Origin of the sequence: Streptomyces sp. NPDC021115 (genome assembly GCF_044333065.1) — a bacterium.
GTDB lineage: Bacteria > Actinomycetota > Actinomycetes > Streptomycetales > Streptomycetaceae > Streptomyces.
The window spans coordinates 307,656-329,290 of the sequence record NZ_JBIRQF010000004.1 but is presented as its reverse complement, the minus strand read 5'-3'; the positions used below and the strand labels follow the sequence as shown (position 1 = coordinate 329,290).

24 protein-coding genes are annotated in these 21,635 nt (G+C 71.5%); 12 read left to right on the top strand and 12 right to left on the bottom strand.

Annotated features, from left to right (window positions below):
• Positions 1-17: 17 nt before the first annotated feature.
• Positions 18-1,502 (top strand): glycosyltransferase family 87 protein, encoded by a 1,485-nt coding sequence (locus ACH4TL_RS15475; protein WP_398314266.1) that lies wholly within the window; start codon positions 18-20, stop codon positions 1,500-1,502.
• A gap of 34 nt (positions 1,503-1,536) precedes the next feature.
• On the opposite strand, the gene ACH4TL_RS15470 is transcribed toward ACH4TL_RS15475, so the two are convergent.
• The 3 genes from ACH4TL_RS15470 to ACH4TL_RS15460 form a co-directional block, all read right to left on the bottom strand.
• Complete coding sequence (locus ACH4TL_RS15470; RefSeq protein ID WP_398314264.1) at positions 1,537-2,568, bottom strand: alanine racemase; 1,032 nt, start codon at positions 2,566-2,568, stop codon at positions 1,537-1,539.
• A 78-nt stretch (positions 2,569-2,646) separates the two neighbouring features.
• Positions 2,647-3,765 (bottom strand): lipid II:glycine glycyltransferase FemX, encoded by a 1,119-nt coding sequence (locus tag ACH4TL_RS15465; protein WP_398314263.1) that lies wholly within the window; start codon positions 3,763-3,765, stop codon positions 2,647-2,649.
• A gap of 117 nt (positions 3,766-3,882) precedes the next feature.
• Positions 3,883-4,200: a hypothetical protein gene (locus tag ACH4TL_RS15460; RefSeq protein ID WP_398314261.1), complete on the bottom strand. Its 318-nt coding sequence runs from the start codon at positions 4,198-4,200 to the stop codon at positions 3,883-3,885.
• 229 nt (positions 4,201-4,429) lie between these two features.
• On the opposite strand from ACH4TL_RS15460, the gene rpsF reads away from it, so the two are divergent.
• The 4 genes from rpsF (at position 4,430) to rplI (ending at position 6,189) form a co-directional block, all read left to right on the top strand.
• On the top strand, positions 4,430-4,720 hold the full coding sequence (rpsF, locus tag ACH4TL_RS15455) for a 30S ribosomal protein S6 (RefSeq protein WP_123106135.1): 291 nt from the start codon (positions 4,430-4,432) through the stop codon (positions 4,718-4,720).
• A gap of 80 nt (positions 4,721-4,800) precedes the next feature.
• Positions 4,801-5,391: a single-stranded DNA-binding protein gene (locus ACH4TL_RS15450; RefSeq protein WP_009716509.1), complete on the top strand. Its 591-nt coding sequence runs from the start codon at positions 4,801-4,803 to the stop codon at positions 5,389-5,391.
• Positions 5,392-5,487: 96 nt separating this feature from the next.
• The gene (gene rpsR, locus ACH4TL_RS15445) at positions 5,488-5,724 is read left to right on the top strand and encodes a 30S ribosomal protein S18 (protein WP_003978893.1); all 237 of its coding nucleotides are present in this window, start codon (positions 5,488-5,490) and stop codon (positions 5,722-5,724) included.
• 18 nt (positions 5,725-5,742) lie between these two features.
• Entirely contained in the window at positions 5,743-6,189 is a 447-nt protein-coding gene (gene rplI, locus ACH4TL_RS15440) for a 50S ribosomal protein L9 (protein ID WP_398314259.1), read from the top strand.
• Between the two features lie 146 nt (positions 6,190-6,335).
• Here rplI and ACH4TL_RS15435 read toward each other — a convergent pair whose 3' ends face one another.
• Positions 6,336-7,676 carry an MATE family efflux transporter gene (locus tag ACH4TL_RS15435; RefSeq protein ID WP_398314257.1) on the bottom strand — a complete coding sequence of 447 codons (1,341 nt, stop codon included), beginning with the start codon at positions 7,674-7,676 and terminating at the stop codon, positions 6,336-6,338.
• Positions 7,677-8,136: 460 nt separating this feature from the next.
• Between ACH4TL_RS15435 and dnaB the strand changes: the two genes are divergently transcribed.
• Entirely contained in the window at positions 8,137-9,627 is a 1,491-nt protein-coding gene (gene dnaB, locus ACH4TL_RS15430; RefSeq protein WP_398314255.1) for a replicative DNA helicase, read from the top strand.
• Positions 9,628-9,653: 26 nt separating this feature from the next.
• Here dnaB and def read toward each other — a convergent pair whose 3' ends face one another.
• Positions 9,654-10,271 (bottom strand): peptide deformylase, encoded by a 618-nt coding sequence (gene def / locus ACH4TL_RS15425; protein WP_398314253.1) that lies wholly within the window; start codon positions 10,269-10,271, stop codon positions 9,654-9,656.
• 215 nt (positions 10,272-10,486) lie between these two features.
• On the opposite strand from def, the gene ACH4TL_RS15420 reads away from it, so the two are divergent.
• On the top strand, positions 10,487-11,089 hold the full coding sequence (locus tag ACH4TL_RS15420) for a class I SAM-dependent methyltransferase (RefSeq protein WP_398314251.1): 603 nt from the start codon (positions 10,487-10,489) through the stop codon (positions 11,087-11,089).
• A 42-nt stretch (positions 11,090-11,131) separates the two neighbouring features.
• Positions 11,132-11,785, top strand: coding sequence for a class I SAM-dependent DNA methyltransferase (locus tag ACH4TL_RS15415; protein WP_398314249.1), 654 nt, complete (start codon positions 11,132-11,134; stop codon positions 11,783-11,785).
• A 22-nt stretch (positions 11,786-11,807) separates the two neighbouring features.
• On the opposite strand, the gene trxA is transcribed toward ACH4TL_RS15415, so the two are convergent.
• Positions 11,808-12,146, bottom strand: a complete 339-nt coding sequence (trxA, locus tag ACH4TL_RS15410; RefSeq protein ID WP_398314908.1) for a thioredoxin — start codon at positions 12,144-12,146, stop codon at positions 11,808-11,810.
• Between the two features lie 5 nt (positions 12,147-12,151).
• Positions 12,152-12,601 (bottom strand): MerR family transcriptional regulator, encoded by a 450-nt coding sequence (locus ACH4TL_RS15405; protein ID WP_398314247.1) that lies wholly within the window; start codon positions 12,599-12,601, stop codon positions 12,152-12,154.
• Between the two features lie 89 nt (positions 12,602-12,690).
• Here ACH4TL_RS15405 and ACH4TL_RS15400 point away from each other — a divergent pair, with 89 nt between their 5' ends.
• Entirely contained in the window at positions 12,691-14,100 is a 1,410-nt protein-coding gene (locus tag ACH4TL_RS15400; protein ID WP_398314245.1) for a serine hydrolase domain-containing protein, read from the top strand.
• Between the two features lie 18 nt (positions 14,101-14,118).
• Here ACH4TL_RS15400 and ACH4TL_RS15395 read toward each other — a convergent pair whose 3' ends face one another.
• On the bottom strand, positions 14,119-14,574 hold the full coding sequence (locus tag ACH4TL_RS15395) for a GNAT family N-acetyltransferase (RefSeq protein WP_398314243.1): 456 nt from the start codon (positions 14,572-14,574) through the stop codon (positions 14,119-14,121).
• Positions 14,571-15,128: a DUF2269 domain-containing protein gene (locus tag ACH4TL_RS15390; RefSeq protein ID WP_398314241.1), complete on the bottom strand. Its 558-nt coding sequence runs from the start codon at positions 15,126-15,128 to the stop codon at positions 14,571-14,573. The genes ACH4TL_RS15395 and ACH4TL_RS15390 overlap by 4 nt, the downstream gene beginning before the upstream one ends.
• Positions 15,129-15,227: 99 nt before the next feature.
• Here ACH4TL_RS15390 and ACH4TL_RS15385 point away from each other — a divergent pair, with 99 nt between their 5' ends.
• The 3 genes from ACH4TL_RS15385 (at position 15,228) to ACH4TL_RS15375 (ending at position 18,798) form a co-directional block, all read left to right on the top strand.
• Complete coding sequence (locus ACH4TL_RS15385; RefSeq protein WP_398314239.1) at positions 15,228-15,860, top strand: HAD family hydrolase; 633 nt, start codon at positions 15,228-15,230, stop codon at positions 15,858-15,860.
• 352 nt (positions 15,861-16,212) lie between these two features.
• Entirely contained in the window at positions 16,213-17,718 is a 1,506-nt protein-coding gene (locus ACH4TL_RS15380) for a globin domain-containing protein (RefSeq protein ID WP_398314237.1), read from the top strand.
• A gap of 192 nt (positions 17,719-17,910) precedes the next feature.
• Positions 17,911-18,798 (top strand): pyridoxamine 5'-phosphate oxidase family protein, encoded by an 888-nt coding sequence (locus ACH4TL_RS15375; RefSeq protein WP_398314906.1) that lies wholly within the window; start codon positions 17,911-17,913, stop codon positions 18,796-18,798.
• A 22-nt stretch (positions 18,799-18,820) separates the two neighbouring features.
• Here the strand turns inward: ACH4TL_RS15375 and ACH4TL_RS15370 are convergent, their stop codons facing one another.
• From ACH4TL_RS15370 to ACH4TL_RS15360, 3 genes are all read right to left on the bottom strand, one after another.
• On the bottom strand, positions 18,821-19,309 hold the full coding sequence (locus ACH4TL_RS15370) for an NUDIX domain-containing protein (RefSeq protein WP_398314235.1): 489 nt from the start codon (positions 19,307-19,309) through the stop codon (positions 18,821-18,823).
• A gap of 60 nt (positions 19,310-19,369) precedes the next feature.
• A complete protein-coding gene (locus ACH4TL_RS15365; RefSeq protein ID WP_398314233.1) occupies positions 19,370-20,266 on the bottom strand; it encodes a LysR family transcriptional regulator in 897 nt (298 codons plus the stop codon).
• A 222-nt stretch (positions 20,267-20,488) separates the two neighbouring features.
• Positions 20,489-21,622, bottom strand: a complete 1,134-nt coding sequence (locus ACH4TL_RS15360; protein WP_398314231.1) for a cystathionine gamma-lyase — start codon at positions 21,620-21,622, stop codon at positions 20,489-20,491.
• Positions 21,623-21,635 lie beyond the last annotated feature (13 nt).

Genomic DNA, 21,635 nt, shown 5'->3' with positions numbered 1-21,635 from the left:
TACGGCAGGATGGGCCCATGAGCGTGCGCGAGGACCCACAGGCCCAGCCCGTACGGCCGACCACCGAGGATGCGGTGGCCGCGGCCGGGAGCGAGCTGATCGGCGGCCCGGTCGGGCGCCGGGCGCTGCTGGGCACGAGCTGGTGGACCCCGGTGCGGATCATCGCGCTCGTCGCGATCGGGATGTTCGCCCTGGGCATGGTGCAGAAGCTGCCCTGTTACAACGGCGGCTGGTTCTACGGCGCCACCGCCCAGTACACCCACGCCTGCTACTCCGACATCCCGCACCTGTACAACGGCCGCGGCTTCGCCGATGACCTCGTCCCGTACTTCAACCGGATACCGGACAGCGTCTCCGGCGGGATGGAGTACCTGGAGTACCCGGTCCTCACCGGCCTCCTGATGGAGGTCGCTTCCTGGCTGACCCCGCACGGCGGCGACCTCCAGACCCGCGAGCAGGTCTACTGGCTGGCCAACGCGGCCATGCTCATGGCCTGCACCGCGGTCATCGCGGTGTGCGTGTCCCGTACGCACCGCCGCCGCCCCTGGGACGCGCTGCTCGTCGCCCTGGCCCCCGCCTTCGCGCTCACCGCCACGATCAACTGGGACCTCCTCGCGGTCGCCCTCACCGCCGCCGCCATGCTCATGTGGTCCCGCAGCCGCGCGCTGGCCGCCGGTGTGCTGCTCGGCCTCGCGACCGCCGCGAAGCTCTACCCGGTGCTGCTGCTCGGCCCGCTGCTGGTGCTGTGCCTGCGTGCGGGCCGGTGGCGTGCCTTCTGGGCGGCGACGGGCGGCACCGCGGCCGCCTGGCTGGTGGTGAACGTGCCCGTGATGATCAGTACGCAGGGCGGGCTGCACATCCGCGACGGGTGGAAGCAGTTCTACACGTTCAGCCAGGAACGCCCCGTCGACTTCGGGTCGCTCTGGCTGATCATCTCGCAGCGCACCGGCAACCCCATGGACGACGTCAACACCTACGCCATGATCCTCATGGCGCTGGCCTGCGCCGGAGTGGCGGCCCTCGCCCTGTGCGCCCCGCGCCGTCCGCGCTTCGCCCAGCTCGCCTTCCTGGTCATCGTGGCGTTCGTGCTCACCAACAAGGTCTACTCACCGCAGTACGTGCTGTGGCTGATCCCGCTCGCGGCCCTGGCACGGCCGCGCTGGCGGGACTTCCTGGTGTGGCAGGCGTGCGAGGTGATGTATTTCCTCGGGATCTGGATGTACCTCGCGTACACCAACAGCGGCGATCAGCACCGGGGGCTGCCGCCCGAGGGCTACCAGCTCGCGACCGCGCTGCACTTCGCGGGCACGCTCTTCCTGTGCGCGATGGTCGTACGGGACGCGCTGGTGCCGGACCGGGACCCGGTGCGCCGGGACGGCTCGGACGACCCGTCGGGCGGCGTGCTCGACCGGGCGCCGGACGTGTTCGTGCTGGGACCGGCGCGGCGCACGGCGCAGTACGAGGGCGCGGTGCTCGCGGACTGGGGCACCGGCCGGGGGTGAGCTCCGGGCGGGAGCCCACCCCGGGCGGCCGGGCTCAGCGGTCGAGCAGGCGGTCGAACTGCGTGGTGGTGTGGCGCAGATGCGCCACCAGCTCGTCCCCCACCTGGGGTGCCGTGACATCGCCCGGCACGAACAGGATGGACACCTGCATGTGCGGCGGTTCGGCGAACCACCGCTGCTTGCCCGCCCAGACGAAGGGCGAGAGGTTGCGGTTGACGGTGGCGAGACCGGCGCGGGCGACCCCCTTGGCCCGGGGCATCACCCCGTGCAGCGCCTTGGGTGACTCCAGGCCGACGCCATGGGACGTGCCGCCCGCGACGACCACCAGGAAGCCGTCGGATGCGGCCTTCTGCTGGCGGTAGCCGAAGCGCTCGCCCTTGGCGACCCGGGTGACGTCGAGCACCGAGCCCCGGTACTCCGTGGACTCGTGGTCGCCCAGCCACAGCCGGGTGCCGATGCGGGCGCGGAACCGGGTCTGCGGGAACTGCTGCTGGAGCCGGGCCAGTTCGTCCGCCTTGAGGTGGCTGACGAACATGGTGTGCAGCGGCAGCCGCGCCGCGCGCAGCCGGTCCATCCACCCGATGACCTCCTCGACCGCGTCGATGCCGTCGGTCCGGTCGAGCGGGAGGTGGATCGCGAACCCCTCCAGCCGCACGTTCTCTATGGCGGCGTGCAGCTTGGGCAGGTCCTCCTCGGTGACGCCGTGCCGCTTCATGCTGCTCATGACCTCGATCACGACGCGCGCGTTCACCAGGCCGTAGACACCGTCGACGGACGAGACCGACCGGATCACCCGGTCCGGCAGCGGCACCGGCTCCTCCCCGCGGCGGAACGGGGTGAGGACGAGCAGGTCGCCGCTGAAGAAGTCCTTCATCCGGGCGGCCTCGTAGGTGGTCCCCACGGCGAGAACGTCGGCGCCGACGCGGGCGGCTTCCTCGGCCAGCCGCTCATGGCCGAAGCCGTAGCCGTTGCCCTTGCAGACCGGGACTATCCCCGGGAACTGCTGGATGACCATCTGCTGGTGCGCCCGCCAGCGCGCGGTGTCGACATAGAGGGTGAGCGCCATTGGCCGGTCCCGGAACCTTTCTCGTTGCCGCGGTGTATTCGAGGTATGCAGCGTGTGCGGGGAAGCAGGAAATCAGGGTCAGCGGCGGGACATGTAGATGTCGAGCGCCTTGTGGAGCAGCTTGTTGAGGGGGAAGTCCCACTCACCGAGGTATTCGGCAGCCTGCCCACCGGTGCCGACCTTGAACTGGATCAGGCCGAAGAGATGATCGTTCTCGTCGAGCGAGTCGGAGATGCCGCGCAGGTCGTAGACGGTCGCGCCGAGCGCGTACGCGTCGCGGAGCATCCGCCACTGCATCGCGTTCGAGGGCCGGACCTCGCGCTTGTGGTTGGCGGAGGCGCCGTAGGAGTACCAGACGTGGCCGCCGACGACGAGCATCGTGGCGGCCGCCACCGCCTCGCCCTCGTGCATGGCGAAGTACAGCCGCATCCGGTTGGGGTCCTCGGTGTTGAGGGCCGTCCACATGCGCTGGAAGTAGCTCAGCGGGCGGGGCCGGAAGTGGTCGCGCTCCGCGGTGATCTCGTAGAGCCGCTGCCACTCGCCAAGGTGCTCGTAGCCGCCCTGGACGACCTCGACACCGGCCTTGTCGGCCTTCTTGATGTTGCGGCGCCACAGCTGGTTGAAGCTCTTGTGCACGTCCTCCAGGGAGCGGTTCTCCAGGGGCACCTGGAAGACGTACCGCGGCTGGACGTCACCGAAGCCCGCACCGCCGTCCTCGCCCTGCTGCCAGCCCATCCGCCGCAGCCGGTCGGAGACCTCGAAGGCCCGCGGCTCGATGTGGGTGGCCTCCACATCGCGCAGCCGCTTCACATCGGGGCTCTGGATGCCGGACTTGATCGCGGCGGAGTCCCAGCGGCGGATGATGACCGGCGGGCCCATCTTCACGGAGAAGGCGCCCTGCTGTTTGAGATGCGCGAGCATCGGGCGCAGCCACTCCTCCAGGTTGGGCGCGTACCAGTTGATGACCGGGCCCTCGGGGAGGTAGGCGAGATACCGCTTGATCTTGGGCAGTTGGCGGTAGAGCACGAGGCCGACGCCGACCAGCTGGCCGGTGGCGTCGAACCAGCCGAGGTTCTCCGAGCGCCACTCCGACTTGACGTCAGCCCATGCCGGGACCTGCATGTGGCTTGCCGCGGGCAGGCTCTGGATGTACGCCAGATGCTGCTCTCGGCTGATCGTCCTCAGGGTCAGGCTCATTGCGGGGCGCTCCTCGGCAGGTTTGTCCCCAGGGTCGGGGCTCCGGCTCTCGCGCCGAAGCCTACTGCGACCGGGGCGCGCCCCGTTTGGGCCTGGGGGCAACCCGCCCTCGGGGAGTCAGCCCAGCAGCCCGCCGAAGAGCCCGCCGTGTGCCATGCCGAGGTAGAAGCCGACGCCCGACGCAACGAGCCCGATGATCAGCAGGAACCGCTCTCCGGTGGTCACGGAGATCATCTGACCCCAGGCCCCGCCGACCATGCCGACCAGCCCGGTCCACGAGCTGAGCAGGTGGAGGCCCGGGAAGTGGGCCGTGACGAAGGAGATCAGTCCGATCAGCAGCGTCGCCACGGCGATGGCGTTCTCGCGGGGATGCGACTTGCCGTCGGTGTCCAGGAAGGAGAGCAGTCCGTGCTGCGGTCGTGCTGCCTGTGCCATGGGGCACCTCCAGGTAGGCCCATAAAGGCAGGGCGGCGAACTGTAACGCCGCTCACACCCGATGTGTACAGATTGCGGGCCAGGACGCCCGGATTTCAAGCGGGAGGACGGAGCCGGGTACTGTGTACGGTCTGCGGTGGTGTCTGCACAGACGCCACGGCACAACGCATCACGACCCTCCTGCCACGGAACGACCGTGGCCGCTGAGTCCAAAGGAGGTGGGTTCCACATGCGTCACTACGAGGTGATGGTCATCCTCGACCCCGATCTCGAGGAGCGTGCTGTCTCCCCGCTGATCGAGAACTTCCTTTCCGTTATCCGTGAGGGCAACGGCAAGGTCGAGAAGGTCGACACCTGGGGGCGTCGTCGTCTCTCGTACGAGATCAAGAAGAAGCCCGAGGGCATCTACTCGGTCATCGACCTTCAGGCCGAGCCTGCGGTCGTCAAGGAGCTCGACCGCCAGCTGAACCTGAACGAGTCGGTCCTCCGGACCAAGGTCCTTCGTCCCGAGACCCACTGACCGCGTAAGCGTTCAACGGTCACCGGGCCATATCGCAACGAGTAGCAAGCAGCCCAGCAGTACCGCCGAGAGGTTCCCCAATGGCAGGCGAGACCGTCATCACGGTCGTCGGCAATCTCGTCGACGACCCCGAGCTGCGCTTCACCCCCTCCGGTGCGGCGGTCGCGAAGTTCCGCGTCGCGTCCACTCCCCGTACGTTCGACCGCCAGACCAACGAGTGGAAGGACGGCGAGAGCCTCTTCCTCACGTGCTCGGTGTGGCGGCAGGCCGCGGAGAATGTGGCCGAGTCGCTTCAGCGCGGTATGCGCGTCATCGTGCAGGGCCGTCTGAAGCAGCGGTCGTACGAGGACCGTGAGGGGATCAAGCGCACGGTCTACGAGCTGGATGTCGACGAGGTCGGTGCCAGCCTGCGCAACGCCACGGCCAAGGTCACCAAGACCACCGGGCGCGGTGGCCAGGGTGGCTACGGCGGCGGTGGCGGCCAGGGCGGCGGCGGTGGCGGCGGCTGGGGCGGTGGCCCCGGCGGCGGTCAGCAGCAGGGCGGCGGCGCTCCCGCCGACGACCCGTGGGCGACCGGCGCTCCGGCCGGTGGCGGCCAGGGCGGCGGTGGCGGCGGCTGGGGCGGTGGCTCCGGCAGTGGCGGCGGCTACTCGGACGAGCCGCCCTTCTAGGTCACGGCGCGCTGTTTCACGCGGTTTCACGTGAAACATCGCCCTGCCTGGTCTGGGCGACCAGCACAAACTTCTTGATCACACTGGAGAGAGACAATGGCGAAGCCGCCTGCTCGCAAGCCTAAGAAGAAGGTTTGCGTGTTCTGCAAGGAGAAGATCTCCTACGTCGACTACAAGGACACGAACCTGCTGCGGAAGTTCATTTCCGACCGCGGCAAGATCCGTGCCCGCCGGGTCACCGGCAACTGCACTCAGCACCAGCGCGATGTCGCCACGGCCGTGAAGAACAGCCGTGAGATGGCGCTGCTGCCCTACACGTCCACCGCGCGATAAGGGAAGGGTGACCGAGTCATGAAGATCATCCTCACCCACGAGGTCTCCGGCCTCGGCGCCGCCGGTGACGTCGTGGACGTCCGGGACGGATACGCCCGTAACTACCTGGTTCCGCGTGGTCTCGCGATCCGCTGGACCAAGGGTGGCGAGAAGGACGTCGAGCAGATCCGCCGCGGTCGTCGCATCCGCGAGATCGCCACGATCGAGCAGGCCAACGAGGTCAAGTCGCAGCTCGAGGGCGTCAAGGTGCGGCTGAAGACCCGCGCCGGCGACGCCGGCCGACTGTTCGGATCCGTCACCCCGGCCGACATCGCTTCGGCGATCAAGGACGCGGGTGGCCCGGACGTCGACAAGCGCCGTATCGAGGTGCCGCAGCCCATCAAGACCCTGGGCGCGCACCAGGTGTCGGTCCGGCTGCACGCCGAGGTGGCCGCGAAGGTCGGCGTCGAGGTCGTCGCCGCGTAACGCAGCGCTCGGCCGAGCCGAGCATGTGAGAGGGCCGCACCCCCATGGGGTGCGGCCCTTCGCGCTGGACGGAGGCCTGCGTGCCGGACGGGGCCGGGCCCTTCGCGCTGGGCGAGGCCCTTCGCGCCGTGGCCCGGTGTGCGGCCTCAGGCGCGCGTCGCGCCGGTGACGATCCAGCGCCCGGAGCGGGCACGCAGCCAGAGGGTCGCCAGCCGGAGCGACATCATCAGCGCCATGGTCCACCACACGGCGGTCAGTCCCCCGCCCCAGACGGGGACGAGCAGGGCGATCGGGGCGAAGACAGCGAGCGTGACGAGCATGGCTCCGGCGAGATACGGACCGTCGCCCGCGCCCATCAGCACCCCGTCGAGCACGAAGACGACCCCCGAGACCGGTTGGATCGCGGCCGTCACCAGCAGTACCGGCAGCAGCGCGTCCTTCACCGCGGGGTCCGAGGTGAACAGGGGGATGAACAGCGGACGGGAGGCGACCACCAGCAGGCCGAGCACGATGCCCGAGACGATCCCCCACTGCACCATGCGGCGGCAGGCGGCGCGCGCTCCCCCGGCGTCCTCGGCCCCGAGATATCGCCCGATGATGGCCTGGCCCGCGATGGCGATGGCGTCCAGCGCGAACGCCAGCAGGGTCCACAGGGTCAGCACGATCTGGTGGGCGGCGACCTCGGTGTCCCCGAGGCGGGCCGCCACCGCCGTCGCGATCAGCATCACGGCGCGCAGCGAGAGCGTACGGACCAGCAGCGGTGCCCCGGCGTGGGCGCAGGCCCGGATCCCGGCGGCGTCGGGACGCAGCGAGGTGCCGTGGCGCCGGGCGCCCCGGACGACGACCACCAGGTAGACGGCGGCCATGGCCCACTGGGCGATCACCGTGCCCCAGGCGGAGCCCGCGATGCCGAGCCCGGCGCCGTAGACGAGGCCCGCGTTCAGCGCGGCGTTGGCCGTGAAACCGCCGATGGCCACGTAGAGCGGGGTACGGGTGTCCTGGAGGCCGCGGAGCACCCCGGTGGCGGCGAGCACCATGAGCATCGCGGGGATACCGAGGGTGCTGATGCGCAGATAGGTGAGGGCGTGCGGGGCGGCGGTGTCGGAGGCGCCGAAGAGGTCGACGAGGCCGGGTGCGGTGGGGAAGGCGGCGGCGATGACGGCGGCGCCGAGCAGCAGGGCCAGCCAGATGCCGTCCATGCCCTGCCGGATCGCGCCGGGGAGGTCACCGGCGCCGACCCGGCGGGCCACGGCGGCGGTGGTGGCATAGGCGAGGAAGACGAAGATGTTCACCGCGGAGGTCAGCAGGGCGGCGGCGACGCCCAGACCGGCGAGCTGCGGGGTGCCGAGATGGCCGACGATGGCGCTGTCGACCATGACGAAGAGGGGTTCCGCCACGAGGGCGCCGAAGGCGGGTACGGCGAGGGCGACGATCTCGCGGTCATGCCTGCGGGCGGTGCTCCGCGCGCTCGCGGGGGCCTGTGTCATGGAGGCAATGTAATCTTCCACAGGTAAGAGACACAAGACGTGTGTAGTCCTTACATGGCGGCGCTCGCGGTACTCTCCTCTGCGCCGTTTGTCGTGATCTTGCATCGGGTGTGGAAGTTTTTCTTCTGCACAGCCCCTGGATAGAGAAATCGCAGGTCAGAGCCGCGACTCTGGGGTGATTGTGTGTTTGTCCACAGCGCTGTCCCCCGGCCCGTGCACAGGTTCGCGGGACTTCTCCACAGGATGGATCGCATCATCCACATGGCCTGTGGATAACCGAGTTGGCCGGTGGCCCCGACGGGCCTACCGTTATCCGGCGCCCGCCATCTGTTCCGGCCTCGAATCCACCAGAACTCGACGCGTCGTGAGCGGAAGCCGGGCGCCCTGTTTGTCATAGCCGTGCCGTAAGACTGAAGACGTCGCGGCGAGGTCCGCACCGCGGACGGGAGGAGGTGGCGGGGTGAGCGTGCCCGAGCCCATGGACGACCCATGGGCGGACTCCGGCCCGGCCGATTTCCCGTCCCCCCGCTTCCGCCGCGGCGAAGGCGGCGGCCGCGGTGAGGGCGGCCGGGGCCGTGACGACCAGCACGACCGGGGCCGCGACGGCGGTGCCTGGGAAGGCTCCGGCTTCGAGCGCGTCCCGCCGCAGGACCTCGACGCCGAGCAGTCCGTGCTCGGCGGCATGCTGCTGTCCAAGGACGCCATCGCCGATGTGGTGGAGGTCCTCCAGGGCAACGACTTCTACCGCCCCGCCCACGAGACCGTCTACCAGGCGATCCTCGACCTGTACGCGAAGGGCGAGCCCGCCGACCCCATCACGGTCGCGGCCGAGCTGACCAAGCGCGGCGAGATCGCCCGGGTCGGCGGCGCCTCGTATCTCCACACCCTGGTCCAGTCGGTCCCCACCGCGGCCAACGCCGAGTACTACGCGGAGATCGTCCACGAGCGGGCCGTGCTGCGCCGCCTGGTTGAGGCGGGCACCCGCATCACCCAGATGGGATACGCGGCCGACGGAGACGTCGACGAGATCGTCAACAACGCCCAGGCGGAGATCTACGCCGTCACCGAGCAGCGGACCAGCGAGGACTATCTGCCGCTCGGCGACATCATGGAGGGCGCCCTCGACGAGATCGAGGCCATCGGCTCGCGCAGCGGCCAGATGTCCGGGGTGCCCACCGGCTTCACCGACCTGGACTCGCTGACCAACGGCCTGCACCCCGGCCAGATGATCGTCATTGCCGCCCGGCCCGCCATGGGTAAGTCCACCCTCGCCCTCGACTTCTCCCGCGCCTGTTCGATCAAGAACAACATGCCGAGCGTGATCTTCTCCCTGGAGATGGGGCGCAACGAGATCGCGATGCGTCTGCTGTCCGCCGAGGCCCGGGTGGCGCTGCACCACATGCGCTCCGGCAGCATGACCGACGAGGACTGGACCCGGCTCGCCCGGCGCATGCCGGACGTGTCCCAGGCCCCGCTGTTCATCGACGACTCCCCGAACCTGTCGATGATGGAGATTCGCGCCAAGTGCCGTCGGCTCAAGCAGCGCAATGATCTCCAGCTGGTCGTCATCGACTACCTCCAGCTGATGCAGTCCGGCGGCGCCCGGCGCCCCGAGAGCCGTCAGCAGGAGGTCTCGGACATGTCGCGAAACCTGAAGTTGCTGGCCAAGGAGCTGGAGGTGCCGGTGATCGCGCTCTCCCAGCTGAACCGTGGCCCCGAGCAGCGCACCGACAAGAAGCCGATGGTCTCGGACCTCCGGGAAAGTGGCTCCATCGAGCAGGACGCCGACATGGTCATCCTGCTGCACCGTGAGGACGCGTACGAGAAGGAGTCCCCGCGCGCGGGTGAGGCCGACCTGATCGTGGCCAAGCACCGTAACGGTCCGACGGCCACCATCACCGTCGCCTTCCAGGGCCACTACTCGCGCTTCGTGGACATGGCCCAGACCTGATCCCGGTCCCAGACCTGATCCCGGCTCTAGACCTGTTCCTGGTCCGGGCGTAGCCGGGCCGCCTTGAGCGCGCGTCGCGCGAAGACGTCCTCGCGGCGCTCTTCCATCTGCCGCAGGGCGTCCTTGCGGTCCCGCTTGGAGAGCCGGTCGAGGTAGGTGTGGCCCATGAGGTGGTCGGTCTCGTGCTGGAGGCACCGGGCGAAGTACCCCGTCCCCTCGATGACGAGCGGGCCGCCGTCCTGGTCGAAGCCGCGGACGACGGCACGATCGGTGCGGGGGACCTCCATGGAGGCACCCGGCACGGACAGGCAGCCCTCGATGTCGTCGACGAGGCGGCGGTCGCCCGGACCGGGCAGTTCCAGAACCGGGTTGAGGATGTGGCCGACGTGCCGGATCCCGGCGTCGTCCCCGCAGTCGTACACGAACAGCCGCAAGTCGACGCCGACCTGATTGGCGGCCAGGCCCGCGCCGTCTGCCACGTACATGGTCAGGAACATGTCGTCGATCAACGCCGACAGCTCCGGGGTGCCGAACTCGGTGACCTCGCGGCAGGGACGGCTCAGCACATCCTCGCCCACCACCGTGACCCTGCGGACCGAGCCCCGCTCCGCCTCCGGCGGCAGAGCCGGATAGCTGTCAGACATGGTGTCTCCCTGGAGGTGATGGCTTGCCAAGTCCTGTGCACGGTAGTGCCCCCACGGCGGTGGCCGCGCGCACTTCCCATGGCCGATGGCTGTCGGCGCCGCCGCGTCATTTGCCGTTCCGGCAAGAACCTTTGTCGTGGCGGCGTGGGTGCGGCCACGGTGGGTGAACAGGCCGCGGCGGCCGCCGCCATGGGCCCCTACCGAAGGCAGAGTCGATGGACGCACAGTTCTGGGACGACATGTACCGCAGCGCCGACCAGCTCCACAGCGGCAACCCCAACGGGGTGCTCGTCACCGAGGCCACCGATCTGGCGCCGGGGCGGGCCCTCGACGTCGGCTGCGGTGAGGGCGGCGACGCGCTGTGGCTGGCCCGGCGCGGCTGGCGGGTCACCGGGCTCGACATCTCCCCGACCGCCCTGGAACGCGCCGCCGCCGCGGCCGCGGACCTCTCCGGCCGGATGACGTGGTCCCGGGCCGACCTGGCGGTCACGCCGCCTCCGGCCGCCGCGTTCGACCTGGTGTCCGCCCAGTACTTCCCGCTGCTGCGCGAGCCGGACCACACCGCGCTGCACGGCCTGCTGGACGCCGTCGCCCCCGGCGGAACCCTCCTCTACGTCGGCCATGACCTGGCTGATCTGCCCCCGCGCGAGGAGATGGACGTCGACCCCGGCGTCTACTACCAGCCCGCGGAGATCGCCGGGCTCCTCGGCCACGACTGGACGGTCCTGATCGACGAAATCCGCCCGCGCACCGCCGCCGCGCCGCCCGGCACGCGCCACACCCGGGACACCGTCCTGCGCGCGCGGCGCGTTCGGTAATACGGCGGCGGCCGCCCCGCGCCGCCGCTAGTGTCCCCGTCCATGACCGAGCCGAGCGATCTGCTGACCACCCGGACCTTCTACGACACCATCGCCGACGACTACGCGGAGATGTTCAAGTCCGACCTGGACGACAAGCCGCTGGACCGCGCCATGCTCGGCGCGTTCGCCGAACTGGTGCGGCAGGGGGGTGAGGCGGCCGGGCCGGTCGCGGATCTCGGCTGTGGTCCGGGGCGGACGACGGCCTATCTGCACTCGCTCGGGCTGGACGTCTTCGGCGTCGACCTGTCCCCGGGGATGCTGGCGGTGGCCCGGCGGGAGCATCCGGAGCTGCGGTTCGACCAGGGGCAGATGACCGGGCTCGACCTGCCGGACGGTGCCCTCGGCGGCATCGTCACCTATTACTCCCTCATCCACACCCCCGCCGAGCGGCTGCCCGCGGTGCTGGCCGAGTTCCACCGGCTGCTGGCCCCGGGCGGCCATCTGCTGGTCGGCTTCCAGGTCGGCGACGAACCGCTGCGCGTGGCCGAGCCGTTCGGCCATCCCGTGTCGCTCGACTTCCGCAGGCTGTCGCCGGACGCGATCGCCGGGCTGCTCGACGCGGCCGGGTTCGCCATACGGGTCCGCCATGTGCGCGAGCCCGAGGGCAGGGAGGTGGTTCCGCAGGCCATCCTCCTGGCCCGTAAGCCGGAGTAGGCATAGGGGGCCCGGCGGCGGCTCAGAGCACCTCCGCCAGCTCGTGCAGCAGCCGCCGCTTGGGCCGGGCCCCGACCATCGACCGCACCGGCTCGCCCGCCCGGAACAGCATCAGCGTCGGCATCGACAGCACTCCGTACGCCACCGTCGTCTCCGGGTTGGTGTCCACGTCCAGCTGGACGATTTTCAGCCGGTGCCCCTCCTCCCGGGCGATCTCCGCCAGCACCGGCGCGATCATGTGGCAGGGCGCGCACCAGGAGGCGGTGAACTCCACGAGCACCGGCAGCTCCGCCGTCAGCACCTCCTCGGCGAAGGTGGCGTCCGTGACCGCGGGCACGTCCCCGGTCCGCGTCGGTGTCATCTCGCTCATCCCCTGTCTCCCCTTGGTGTCGTCTCCGGTGTCAGCTCGCAGCGCGGCTCCGGCGCCCCGGCGGGCGCCGTGGCCGCCGCCTCCAGCGCCGCCCGGGCCCGCTCCGCCCGGGCGAGCTGCGCCCCGACCTGCTGCCTTACGTCGCTCAGCCGCGCGATGCAGTCGTCCAGTTCGGCCAGCTTGCGCCGGTAGACCTCCAGCGACGCCGGGCAGGAGTCCCCGGCCGGATGGCCCGAGCGCAGGCACTCCACGAACGGACGGGTCTCCTCCAGGCCGAAGCCGAAGTCCTGGAGGGTGCGGATCTGCCGGACCAGCCGGAGGTCGTCCTCGTCGTACGCCCGGTACCCGTTGCCGGAGCGCCGCGCGGGCAGCAGTCCGATCGACTCGTAGTAGCGCAGGGTGCGGGTGGTGGTACCCGCCCGTTCGGCCAGCTCTCCGATCCGCATGGCCCCGACCGTAGACCTTGCCGCCGACGTCAAGGCCAGACCGTAGAAAGGCCAGACCGCAGACAAGGGGCAGACCGTAGGGTGCGGGCATGACCGCATCCGAGGATTCCGCGGAGCTGCTGCCCGCCACCCGCCGCGCCCTGCTCCACCGCGTCGCCGTCGGCCAGTCCGAGGGCCGGGCGCCCTCCCTGGTGGGGGCCGTGATGCGGGAGGGGCGGCTGGTGTGGACGGGGGCCCGGGGCGGTACGGACGGACAGCCGCCCGGCGCCGACACCCAGTACCGGATCGGATCGCTGACCAAGACGCTCACCGCGGTGCTGGTGATGCGGCTCCGCGACGAGGGGCTGCTGGACCTCGGCGACCCGCTGGCCAAACATCTGGACGTGCCCGAGGCGGAGGACGCGACCGTCGCACAGCTCCTCGCCCACACCTCGGGGCTGGCGGCCGAGCCGCGCGGTCCGTGGTGGGAGCGCACACCGGGCGCGCTGCGCCCCGATACGGCGGATCTCTTCGGCGAGCGCCCCCTCGTGCACCCCGCCGGACGCCGTCACCACTACTCCAACACCGGCTTCGCCCTGCTCGGCGCGCTCGTCGAGCGGCTGCGCGGCGCGGCCTGGGGCGACGTCCTCGCCCGCGAGGTGCTGGAGCCGCTGGGGATGACGCGTACGTCCCTCGAACCGCGCGCCCCGCACGCCGGGGGCTGGGCCGTCCACCCCTGGGCCGATGTGCTGCTGCCGGAACCCACCGAGGACACCGGGCGGATGGCGCCCGCCGGGCAGCTGTGGTCGACCGCCGCCGACCTGGCCCGCTTCGCCGCCTTCCTGCTGGACGGGGACGACCGGGTGCTCGGCGCGGCGACGCTCGCCGAGATGCGCATGCCCGCCGCGCCGCCCGAGGGCCGGGACTGGGACGGCGGCTACGGCCTCGGGGTGCAGCTCGCGCGCAGCGAGGGCCGGTTCCTGTACGGCCATGTCGGCTCCATGCCCGGCTTCCTCGCCGCCCTGTGGGTCAGCGCGGACGACCGGCTGGCCGGGATCGCGCTGGCCAACGTCACCTCGGGGGCGTCGATCGCCTCCGTCGCCGCCGACCTCGTACGGATCACGGCGGAGCACGAGCCGACCGTCCCCGCGCCCTGGCGGCCGCTGCCCGAGGCCGATCCGGAGCTGCTGGCGCTGACCGGTCCCTGGTACTGGGGTCCGACCCCGTTCCTGCTGCGGCTGCGCGCCGACCGCGGCCTGGAGCTGTCGCCGGTCAGCGGTACGGGCCGCGGCTCCCGCTTCCGGGCCGAACCGGACGGCACCTGGACCGGCCTCGACGGCTACTACGCGGGGGAGACGCTGCGGGTGGTCACGGGCCGCGAGGACGGCGCGCCCGGCCATCTCGACCTCGGCACCTTCGTGCTGACCCGGGAGCCGTACGCCCCGGAGGACGCGGTGCCCGGGGGCGTCGACCCGGAGGGGTGGCGTCCGCGGCAACCCCGTGACGCCGTAACCCCGTAACCCCGTGACGCCGAGGCGTCAGTCGAGCGGCAGCTTGAAGCCGAGGTGGCTGGCCTCGAAGCCGAGCCGCTCGTAGAAGCGGTGGGCGTCGATACGGGACGCGTCCGACGTGAGCTGCACCAGCACACAGCCCTGGCGGCGCGACTCCTCGACCGCCCACTCGATCAGCTGGGTGCCGAGGCCGCTGCCGCGTGCGTCGGCGTGGATCCGTACGGCCTCGATGATCGAGCGCGTGGCGCCGCGCCGGGAGAGCCCGGGCACCACGGTGAGCTGGAGGGTGCCGACCGTACGCCCGTCCCGGACGGCGACGACCAGATGCTGGTTGGGGTCCTGATCCAGCCGCTGGAACGCGGCCCGATACGGAGCCGGTTCGTCCGGCGACTCCCGCCGGGCGCCCAGCGGGTCGTCGGCGAGCATGACGACGATCGCCGGTATGTCGTCGGCGGTCGCGCGCCGGATCTCGAAGTCGGTCACGCCCGCGAGCTTACGCGGCCCCGTGCGGCCGCCCCGCCGCGGCCGTTCACGGCCCCGCCACGGCCGCGCAGCCGCCGCCCGCGTGCGGTCAGGCCCCACGGCTTGAGCACCGAGATCGCGGTGAGGAAGGCATAGACGCACAGGCTGACCGACGGCGCGACGATCAGATCGGTGGCGGGGCCGACCGCCCGGCCCGCCGAGACGTCGGCCATCGCCGCGTCGATCCGGGCGCGCAGCGCGAAGGCGGTGGCGGCGGTGGTCGCCAGCGTCAGCCAGAACTTCACATACACCCAGCGGTGGCGGGACAGGCCCCAGGGCGTGCCGAGGGACAGCACCACGCCGCTGATCAGGGAGGCCAGACTGATCGGGATGAGCAGCCAGTCCCCGAGGACGTTCACCGACCGGTACGCCCCCTCGGCGGCCTCGGCGGATCCGGCCGTGGCCCCGGTGATGCCCAGGGCCAGCACGCCGAGCGTCAGCCCGAGCCAGCCGACGGAGACGACCACATGCACGACGAGGAGGGCCCGGCGCACGGGCCGTTTCAGCTGTTGCATGGCGTACACGGTCGCGCGCCGGGCCGTTCGCCGCGTCTGACGGCGGGAGTATCCGCGGCTACTCCCGGGGCCGGAAGGCACCGCCTACGCTCGGGCTCCATGACCAGACTGCATCTGTTCGATCTGGACGGGACGCTGATCCACGGGTCGGCCGCGGCCATCGAGATATCGCGTCAGCTCGGTGTGGAGCGGGAGATCGACGCGCTGGAGCGGGAGTTCGCGGCGGGCGGGCTGTCGACGGCGCGGTTCGCGGAGCGGGCCTGTGCGCTGTGGGGTGAGCTGACGGAGGCGCAGGTGGCGGCGGCGTTCGAGGGGGCGCCGTGGCTGATGGGGATTCGGGAGGTGTGGGCGGACATCCGGGCGCGCGGTGAGCGGTGTGCCGTGATCTCGCTCTCGCCCGGGTTCTTCGTGGAGCGGCTGCTGGAGTGGGGCGCGGACGCGACGCACGGGTCGGCGTGGCCGTCGGTGCCGTTCCGGGAGCGGCTTGATCCCGCGGGCATCCTGACTCCAGCCGCTAAGGTGCGGATCACGGACGAACTCTGCGGGAAGTTCGGGTTGACCAGGGCGGACTGCGTTGCTTACGGAGATTCGATGTCGGATGCCGAGCTGTTCGCCGTGGTGCCCTTCTCGGTCGCGGTGAACGCGGATCACCATGTGAGCGAAATCGCATCCAGCCGGTATAGCGGCAACGATCTCCGAGGGGCCTACGAATTAGCGGGAAACTGCATGTAACTACGGGTAATTACGTGCGTTGGCAGGTGTAACGGATGCAGCATCCATGGGGCTTGTGAATTCATCCGGGCCCGGTAGGGTCGGGGCAAGTTCCGCCTCGGGAAGCCGCGACGGGGCCACAATCGGGCAACCCGCTCCAACCAGCATATCGGGAACACAGCCCCCGTTACCCGGACTTCGGGTGAAGTTCTCGGGGTGCGGAAGGAGCGTGGCATGCTGCCCGGAACAGGGTACGGAGCGGGCCGACAGGACCAAACTCACGTGAACCAGTCGACCAGAGCGGGGAATTGCGGGCACATTCCGCCAGCGGAAGTGCGAAGACCGACAGAAAGATGTTCGAGGCGAGGCAACCATGGACGCTCCGACCACCACATCGTCGGCCGGTAACGACGGCGGGGGAGACAGTGGCGACTGGGGTTGGTTCACCCCGAGCAGGAAACAGCCCGAAGACCAGCCCGGTACGGGTACGGAGGCCGAGCGCCGTCCGGCACCGCCCGCACCGGCCCCCGCGTCGCCCGTACCCCCGGCCTCGCCCATACCCCCCGCTTCTCCCATAGCCCCCGCGTCCGCGGTGCCGCCCGCGTCGGCCGTCCCGCCCGCGTCAGCGGTCCCACCGGCGTCCGCCGTGCCGCCCGGGACCGGGCGCGAGGAGCATCAGCGCCCCGACGAGGCATCGCCCCCGCCGGGCGCGCGCCCGGCCGCCGAGGCCGTCTTCACCGCCCCCGAGACCGCCTCGCCCGACGCGATCCTGCTGCGCCGCACCATGGCCGAGATCGAGCCGGTGAGCGACAAGGTCACCTCGTACTTCTACGCGCTGCTCTTCGTCCAGCACCCCGAGCTGCGGCCGCTCTTCCCGGCCGCCATGGACGCCCAGCGCGACCGGCTGTTCAAGGCGATCCTCACCGCCGCCCGGCTCATCGACGACCACGACATCCTCAGCGACTTCCTCTCCCGGCTCGGCCGCGGGCACCGCAAGTACGGCACCCAGCCCGAGCACTACCCGGCGGTCGGCGAGTGCCTGCTCGCCGCGCTCACCCGGTACGCGATCAGCACCTGGAGCGACGAGGCCGAGGCGGCCTGGGTCCGGGCCTACACCGCGATCTCCCAGATCATGATCGACGCGGCGGCCGAGGACGAGCTGCGCGCGCCCGCGTGGTGGCAGGCCGAGGTCGTCGGGCACGAGCCGCGCACGTCCGACATCGCCGTCGTCACCGTCCGCCCCGACCAGCCGTATCCCTTCCTCGCGGGCCAGTACACCTCGGTGGAAACCCCCTGGTGGCCGCGGGTGTGGCGGCACTACTCCTTCGCCTCGGCGCCCCGCGCGGACGGGCTGCTGTCCTTCCATGTGAAGGCGATTCCGGCCGGGTGGGTGTCGTCCGCGCTGGTGCACCGCGCCCGCCCCGGCGATGTGATCAGGCTCGGGCCGCCCGCCGGTTCGATGACGGTCGACCACTCGACCGACAGCGGGCTGCTGTGCCTGGGCGGCGGCACCGGGATCGCACCGATCAAGGCGCTGGTCGAGGACGTCGCCGAGCACGGCCGTCAACGGGCGGTCGAGGTCTTCTACGGCGCCCGCAGCGATCACGATCTCTATGACATCGACACCATGCTGCGGCTCGCCCAGCGGCACCCCTGGCTCTCGGTCCGTCCGGTGGTCTCCGACGGTCCGACGAGCGGGCTCAGCGGCAGGCTTCCCGACGCCGTGCGCCAGTACGGCCCGTGGAACGCGTTCGACGCCTATCTCTCCGGCCCGCCCGGGATGATCCGCAGCGGCGTGGACGCCCTGATGGGCGTCGGCGTCCCGTCCCACCGCATACGCCACGACTCCATCGAAGAGCTGATGGCGGCGGCGGAGTAGGCGACGGAGCAGGCAGGCACGCGCAGACAGACGACTATCGCAGGACGGGGACGAGGGACTGTGGACGATGTCGGGCACGAGCGGGCCGGTGCGGTGGCACCCGGCCACCGCCCGGAGCGCCCTGAGGGCCCGGAGCGAGAGGAGCGCACCGGCCGTCCGGGGAGCGACGGCGAGCATCTGCTCCAGCAGCGCCTGGGCACGGCCGACCGCGCCGACCGCTTCTACGACGAGCAGGTGCTGGACCACCTCAACGTCCGGATGCGGGAGTTCGTCGGGCGCCAGGAGATGTTCTTCCTGGCCACCTCCGACCGGCACGGGGAGTGCGACAGCAGCTTCCGGGCCGGGCCGCCCGGCTTCCTGCGAGTGCTCGACGGGCGCACCCTCGCCTACCCCGAGTACCGGGGGAACGGCGTGCTGGCCAGCCTCGGCAACATCGAGGAGAACCCGCACCTCGGCATCATGATGATCGACTTCTTCCGCGACCGCATCGGGCTGCACGTCAACGGGCGGGCCCGGGTGGTCGAGGACGACGAGATGCGCGCCCGTCACCCCGGACTGCCGGTCGACCCGATACCGGGCCGCCGCGCGGTCGTCTGGGTCGAGGTGGCCGTCGAGGAGGCGTACATCCACTGCGCCAAGCACATCCCCCACCTCCAGAAGGTGCCCTCGGGGCGGCGCGCCCGCGCCGCGGACGGGCCGCGCTCCGACCGGCCCCGCGATCCGCAGCGGGGCCGGGCCTGGGGGACGGACGACGTCAAGCGCAAGGGCGGCGACTTCTTCGGTGCCGCCGCGGAGGCGCGCGAGCGGCACCGTACGCCCCCTGTCGAGCCCCCCGCCGTGCCGAGCCCGCAGCCGCAAGCCCAGGCCCCGCAAGCCCCGATCCCGCAGATCCCGCACCCGCAAGCCCCGGTACCGGCCGCCCCGGCTGCCGCTCCGCAGGCGTCGGACCCTCAGACACCGGCTCCGCAGCAGGCGGCGCGGCCCGAGGAGTGGCTGGAAGAGGCCGAGCGGGTGCTCGCCGACGCCCGGCGGCGGGCGGCCGAGAAGGGCCCGCAGCCGTTCAGCGGCTGGTTCCGCTGACCGCTCCCGGGCGACGGCCCGATCAGCCGAGGTCGCCGGCGAGCAGCGCGAGCACGCCCTCGACGTTGGCGTCGAGATAGGCGCGCAGCGACGGCGGCACCATCCCGACGGAGGCGATGCCCTCGCGGGTGAACGGGATCCGGACCACCTCGTACTCCCCGCAGGGCTCGTCCACCTCCGGGCCGTGCCGCCGGGCCAGGTCCATCGAGGCGAGTCTGCACACGAAGAAGTGCTGCACCTTGACGCCTTCGGGTACGCCCCCCTCCGGGTGCGGGACGGTGTCCACGAAGGCGGGGACCACGTCCGTCACCTTGGCGCCCAGCTCCTCGTCCACCTCACGGTGCAGGGCTTCCACGACGGTGGAGTCCTCGGGCTCCACACCGCCGCCGGGGGTGATCCAGTACGGCTCCTGACCGGGCTTGGTCCGCTTGATCAGGATCATGCGCGGGTCGGTCTCGCCGTCGAGCAGGATGGCGCGGGCGGTGCGTTTGACCACGGGTCGTTCGGTCATGCAGGACATCTGCCGCAGCCGTCCCCGGCTGAAACCCCATACTCACCAGTGGACAGGGGCTCACCAGTCGACAGCGGCGCGCAGCAGCCACTCGTGCGCCCGGGCGACGTGCGGCACCGCGAGCCCGCCGGTCCGCACCACCAGGAAGTAGGTGCGCAGCGGCGGCACCGGCGGGTTGAGCAGTGCGACCACCTCGCCGGCGTCGAGGGCGTCCATGCACAGATAGCGCGGCAGGACGCCGAGCCCCGCGCCCTCCGCGACGCACGCCAGCACCGCCCGCAGATCGGGGGCGATGACCGTGCCGGAGGTGACCGGGCGGGTGTCGAAGACGGCCGACCAGTAGCGGCTGACCAGCGGCAGGCTCTCGTGGACCTCGACCACGGGCAGCGCCTCCAGCGCGCTCGCGCCCTTGACCTGGAGCACCGCGGAGCCGCCGAGCCGGGCCGCCCAGCGCGGGGACGCGATCAGCACGTGCTCCTCGTCGCACAGCGGGGTCGCTGCCAGCAGCCTGCCGCGCGGCCGGGCCGTGGTGATGGCCAGGTCGTGGTGACCGGCCCCGAGCCCCTTGAACAGCTCCTCGGAAGCGCCGAACGCGCACCGCAGCGCGAGCCCCTGGCCGACCAGCGTGGTCAGCGCGGGCAGCGCGCGCAGCGCGGTGAACTCCGGGGGACCGGCGAGATGGAGGGTGCGCAGGGCGGAGTGGTCGTCGAGACCGGCCTCGGTGATCTCCACGAGCGCGTCGAGGTGCGGGGCGGTCTTGTGGGCCAGCTCCTCGCCGACGGTGGTGGGGATGACGCCCCGGGCCGTACGGAGGAACAGCGGCCGCCCGAGCTGCCGCTCCAGGGTGCGTATCTGGCCGGTGACGGCGGGCTGGGAGAGGCCGAGCAGCGCGGCGGCGCGGGTGAAGGACCCGGCGCGGTGCACCGTGACAAACGTGCGTAAGAGGGCCAGATCCATGCGGTTCCCCTCGCCTCGACGCACCCCCGCCGCATGCCAACTATAAATATGCCGATAGGTTCATGTCGCTACTGTGATTGGACACTGACGCTGAGTCAACTAGCCTTGTTCAAGCGGTTCTCCACGAGAAGAACCGGGGCGTCTCAAGCCACGAGGGGGGAGGCTTGAGACGCCCGTCAGGCGTACCCGCGCGCAAGCCGTCACGGCGAGTTTCGGCCGCCTTCAATCGCCCTCGTGTGCCGCGTCCAGCGCGCGCAGCACATCCGCGATCAGATCGTCCGGGTCCTCGGCGCCCACCGAGAAGCGGATGAAGCCCTCGGCCACCGCGTCGCCGCCCCAGCGGCCGCGCCGCTCGGCGGTCGAGCGCACGCCGCCGAAGCTGGTGGCGTCGTCCACCAGCCGCAGCGCGGTCAGGAACCGCTCCGCGTGCTCCTTGCCGGGCAGGGTGAAGGAGACCACACAGCCGAAGCGACCGCCGCGCATCTGCCCGGCCGCGACCGGATGCGCCGGATCGTCGGGCAGCCCGGGGTGGCGCACCCCGGTGACCTCGGGCCGCTCCCGCAGCGCCCCGGCGAGCGCGAGGGCGGTCCTGGCCTGCCGGTCGACGCGGAGCGGCAGGGTGGCCAGGGAGCGGTGGGCGAGCCACGCCTCCATGGGGCCGGGGATCGCGCCGACGGTCTTGCGCCAGCCGCGCACGGCGGCGGCCAGCCGCGGATCGCGGCAGGTGACATAGCCGAGCAGGACATCGCCGTGGCCGGTGAGCGCCTTGGTGCCGCTCGCCACGGAGAAGTCCGCGCCCAGCTCCAGGGGGCGCTGGCCGATCGGGGTCGCGAGGGTGTTGTCGACGGCGACCAGCGCGCCGCGCGCGTGCGCGGCCTCGGCGAGCCCGCGGATGTCGCACACGTCGAGACCGGGGTTGGACGGGGTCTCCAGCCACAGCAGCCCGGTGGAGTCGTCCAGGGCCGCCAGCTGGGCGTCACCGGCGGTCGGGGCGGTGCGCACCCGGACGCCGAAGCTCCGCAGCCGCTCGGCGAGCGCCGGGAGCAGCTGGTAGCCGTCGGACGGCAGGACGGCGGTGTCGCCCTGCCTCAGCTGGGACAGGAGGACGGCCGCGATGGCGCCCATGCCGGACGCGAAGACGACGGTCTCCGCGTCCGCGTCCGGGGACTCCAGCTCGCTGATCGCCGCCTCCAGCCGGGACCAGGTGGGGTTGGCGTCACGGCCGTAGGTGAAGGGCCCGGAGGCGTCGCCGGGGAGGTGGTAGTGGGCGGCGAAGACGGGACCGGGCAGCGCCGGTTCGTAACGCTCCGCCTCGGGCAGTCCGGCTCGTACGGCCCGGGTGCCGTCGCCCGTCATACGCGCTCCTCTC

Excerpts from the sequence above, each read along its gene's own strand:
- ACH4TL_RS15420 (WP_398314251.1), top strand. The coding sequence starts at position 10,487 with ATGGACGCACAGTTCTGGGACGACATGTACCGCAGCGCCGACCAGCTC.
- rpsR (WP_003978893.1), top strand. The coding sequence starts at position 5,488 with ATGGCGAAGCCGCCTGCTCGCAAGCCTAAGAAGAAGGTTTGCGTGTTC.
- def (WP_398314253.1), bottom strand. The coding sequence starts at position 10,271 with ATGTCTGACAGCTATCCGGCTCTGCCGCCGGAGGCGGAGCGGGGCTCG.
- ACH4TL_RS15465 (WP_398314263.1), bottom strand. The coding sequence starts at position 3,765 with ATGAGCCTGACCCTGAGGACGATCAGCCGAGAGCAGCATCTGGCGTAC.
- ACH4TL_RS15460 (WP_398314261.1), bottom strand. The coding sequence starts at position 4,200 with ATGGCACAGGCAGCACGACCGCAGCACGGACTGCTCTCCTTCCTGGAC.
- ACH4TL_RS15400 (WP_398314245.1), top strand. The coding sequence starts at position 12,691 with ATGACCGCATCCGAGGATTCCGCGGAGCTGCTGCCCGCCACCCGCCGC.
- ACH4TL_RS15360 (WP_398314231.1), bottom strand. The coding sequence starts at position 21,622 with ATGACGGGCGACGGCACCCGGGCCGTACGAGCCGGACTGCCCGAGGCG.
- ACH4TL_RS15380 (WP_398314237.1), top strand. The coding sequence starts at position 16,213 with ATGGACGCTCCGACCACCACATCGTCGGCCGGTAACGACGGCGGGGGA.
- ACH4TL_RS15415 (WP_398314249.1), top strand. The coding sequence starts at position 11,132 with ATGACCGAGCCGAGCGATCTGCTGACCACCCGGACCTTCTACGACACC.
- ACH4TL_RS15450 (WP_009716509.1), top strand. The coding sequence starts at position 4,801 with ATGGCAGGCGAGACCGTCATCACGGTCGTCGGCAATCTCGTCGACGAC.
- trxA (WP_398314908.1), bottom strand. The coding sequence starts at position 12,146 with ATGACACCGACGCGGACCGGGGACGTGCCCGCGGTCACGGACGCCACC.
- ACH4TL_RS15435 (WP_398314257.1), bottom strand. The coding sequence starts at position 7,676 with ATGACACAGGCCCCCGCGAGCGCGCGGAGCACCGCCCGCAGGCATGAC.
- ACH4TL_RS15405 (WP_398314247.1), bottom strand. The coding sequence starts at position 12,601 with ATGCGGATCGGAGAGCTGGCCGAACGGGCGGGTACCACCACCCGCACC.
- rplI (WP_398314259.1), top strand. The coding sequence starts at position 5,743 with ATGAAGATCATCCTCACCCACGAGGTCTCCGGCCTCGGCGCCGCCGGT.
- rpsF (WP_123106135.1), top strand. The coding sequence starts at position 4,430 with ATGCGTCACTACGAGGTGATGGTCATCCTCGACCCCGATCTCGAGGAG.
- ACH4TL_RS15370 (WP_398314235.1), bottom strand. The coding sequence starts at position 19,309 with ATGACCGAACGACCCGTGGTCAAACGCACCGCCCGCGCCATCCTGCTC.
- ACH4TL_RS15475 (WP_398314266.1), top strand. The coding sequence starts at position 18 with ATGAGCGTGCGCGAGGACCCACAGGCCCAGCCCGTACGGCCGACCACC.
- ACH4TL_RS15385 (WP_398314239.1), top strand. The coding sequence starts at position 15,228 with ATGACCAGACTGCATCTGTTCGATCTGGACGGGACGCTGATCCACGGG.
- ACH4TL_RS15390 (WP_398314241.1), bottom strand. The coding sequence starts at position 15,128 with ATGCAACAGCTGAAACGGCCCGTGCGCCGGGCCCTCCTCGTCGTGCAT.
- ACH4TL_RS15470 (WP_398314264.1), bottom strand. The coding sequence starts at position 2,568 with ATGGCGCTCACCCTCTATGTCGACACCGCGCGCTGGCGGGCGCACCAG.
- ACH4TL_RS15365 (WP_398314233.1), bottom strand. The coding sequence starts at position 20,266 with ATGGATCTGGCCCTCTTACGCACGTTTGTCACGGTGCACCGCGCCGGG.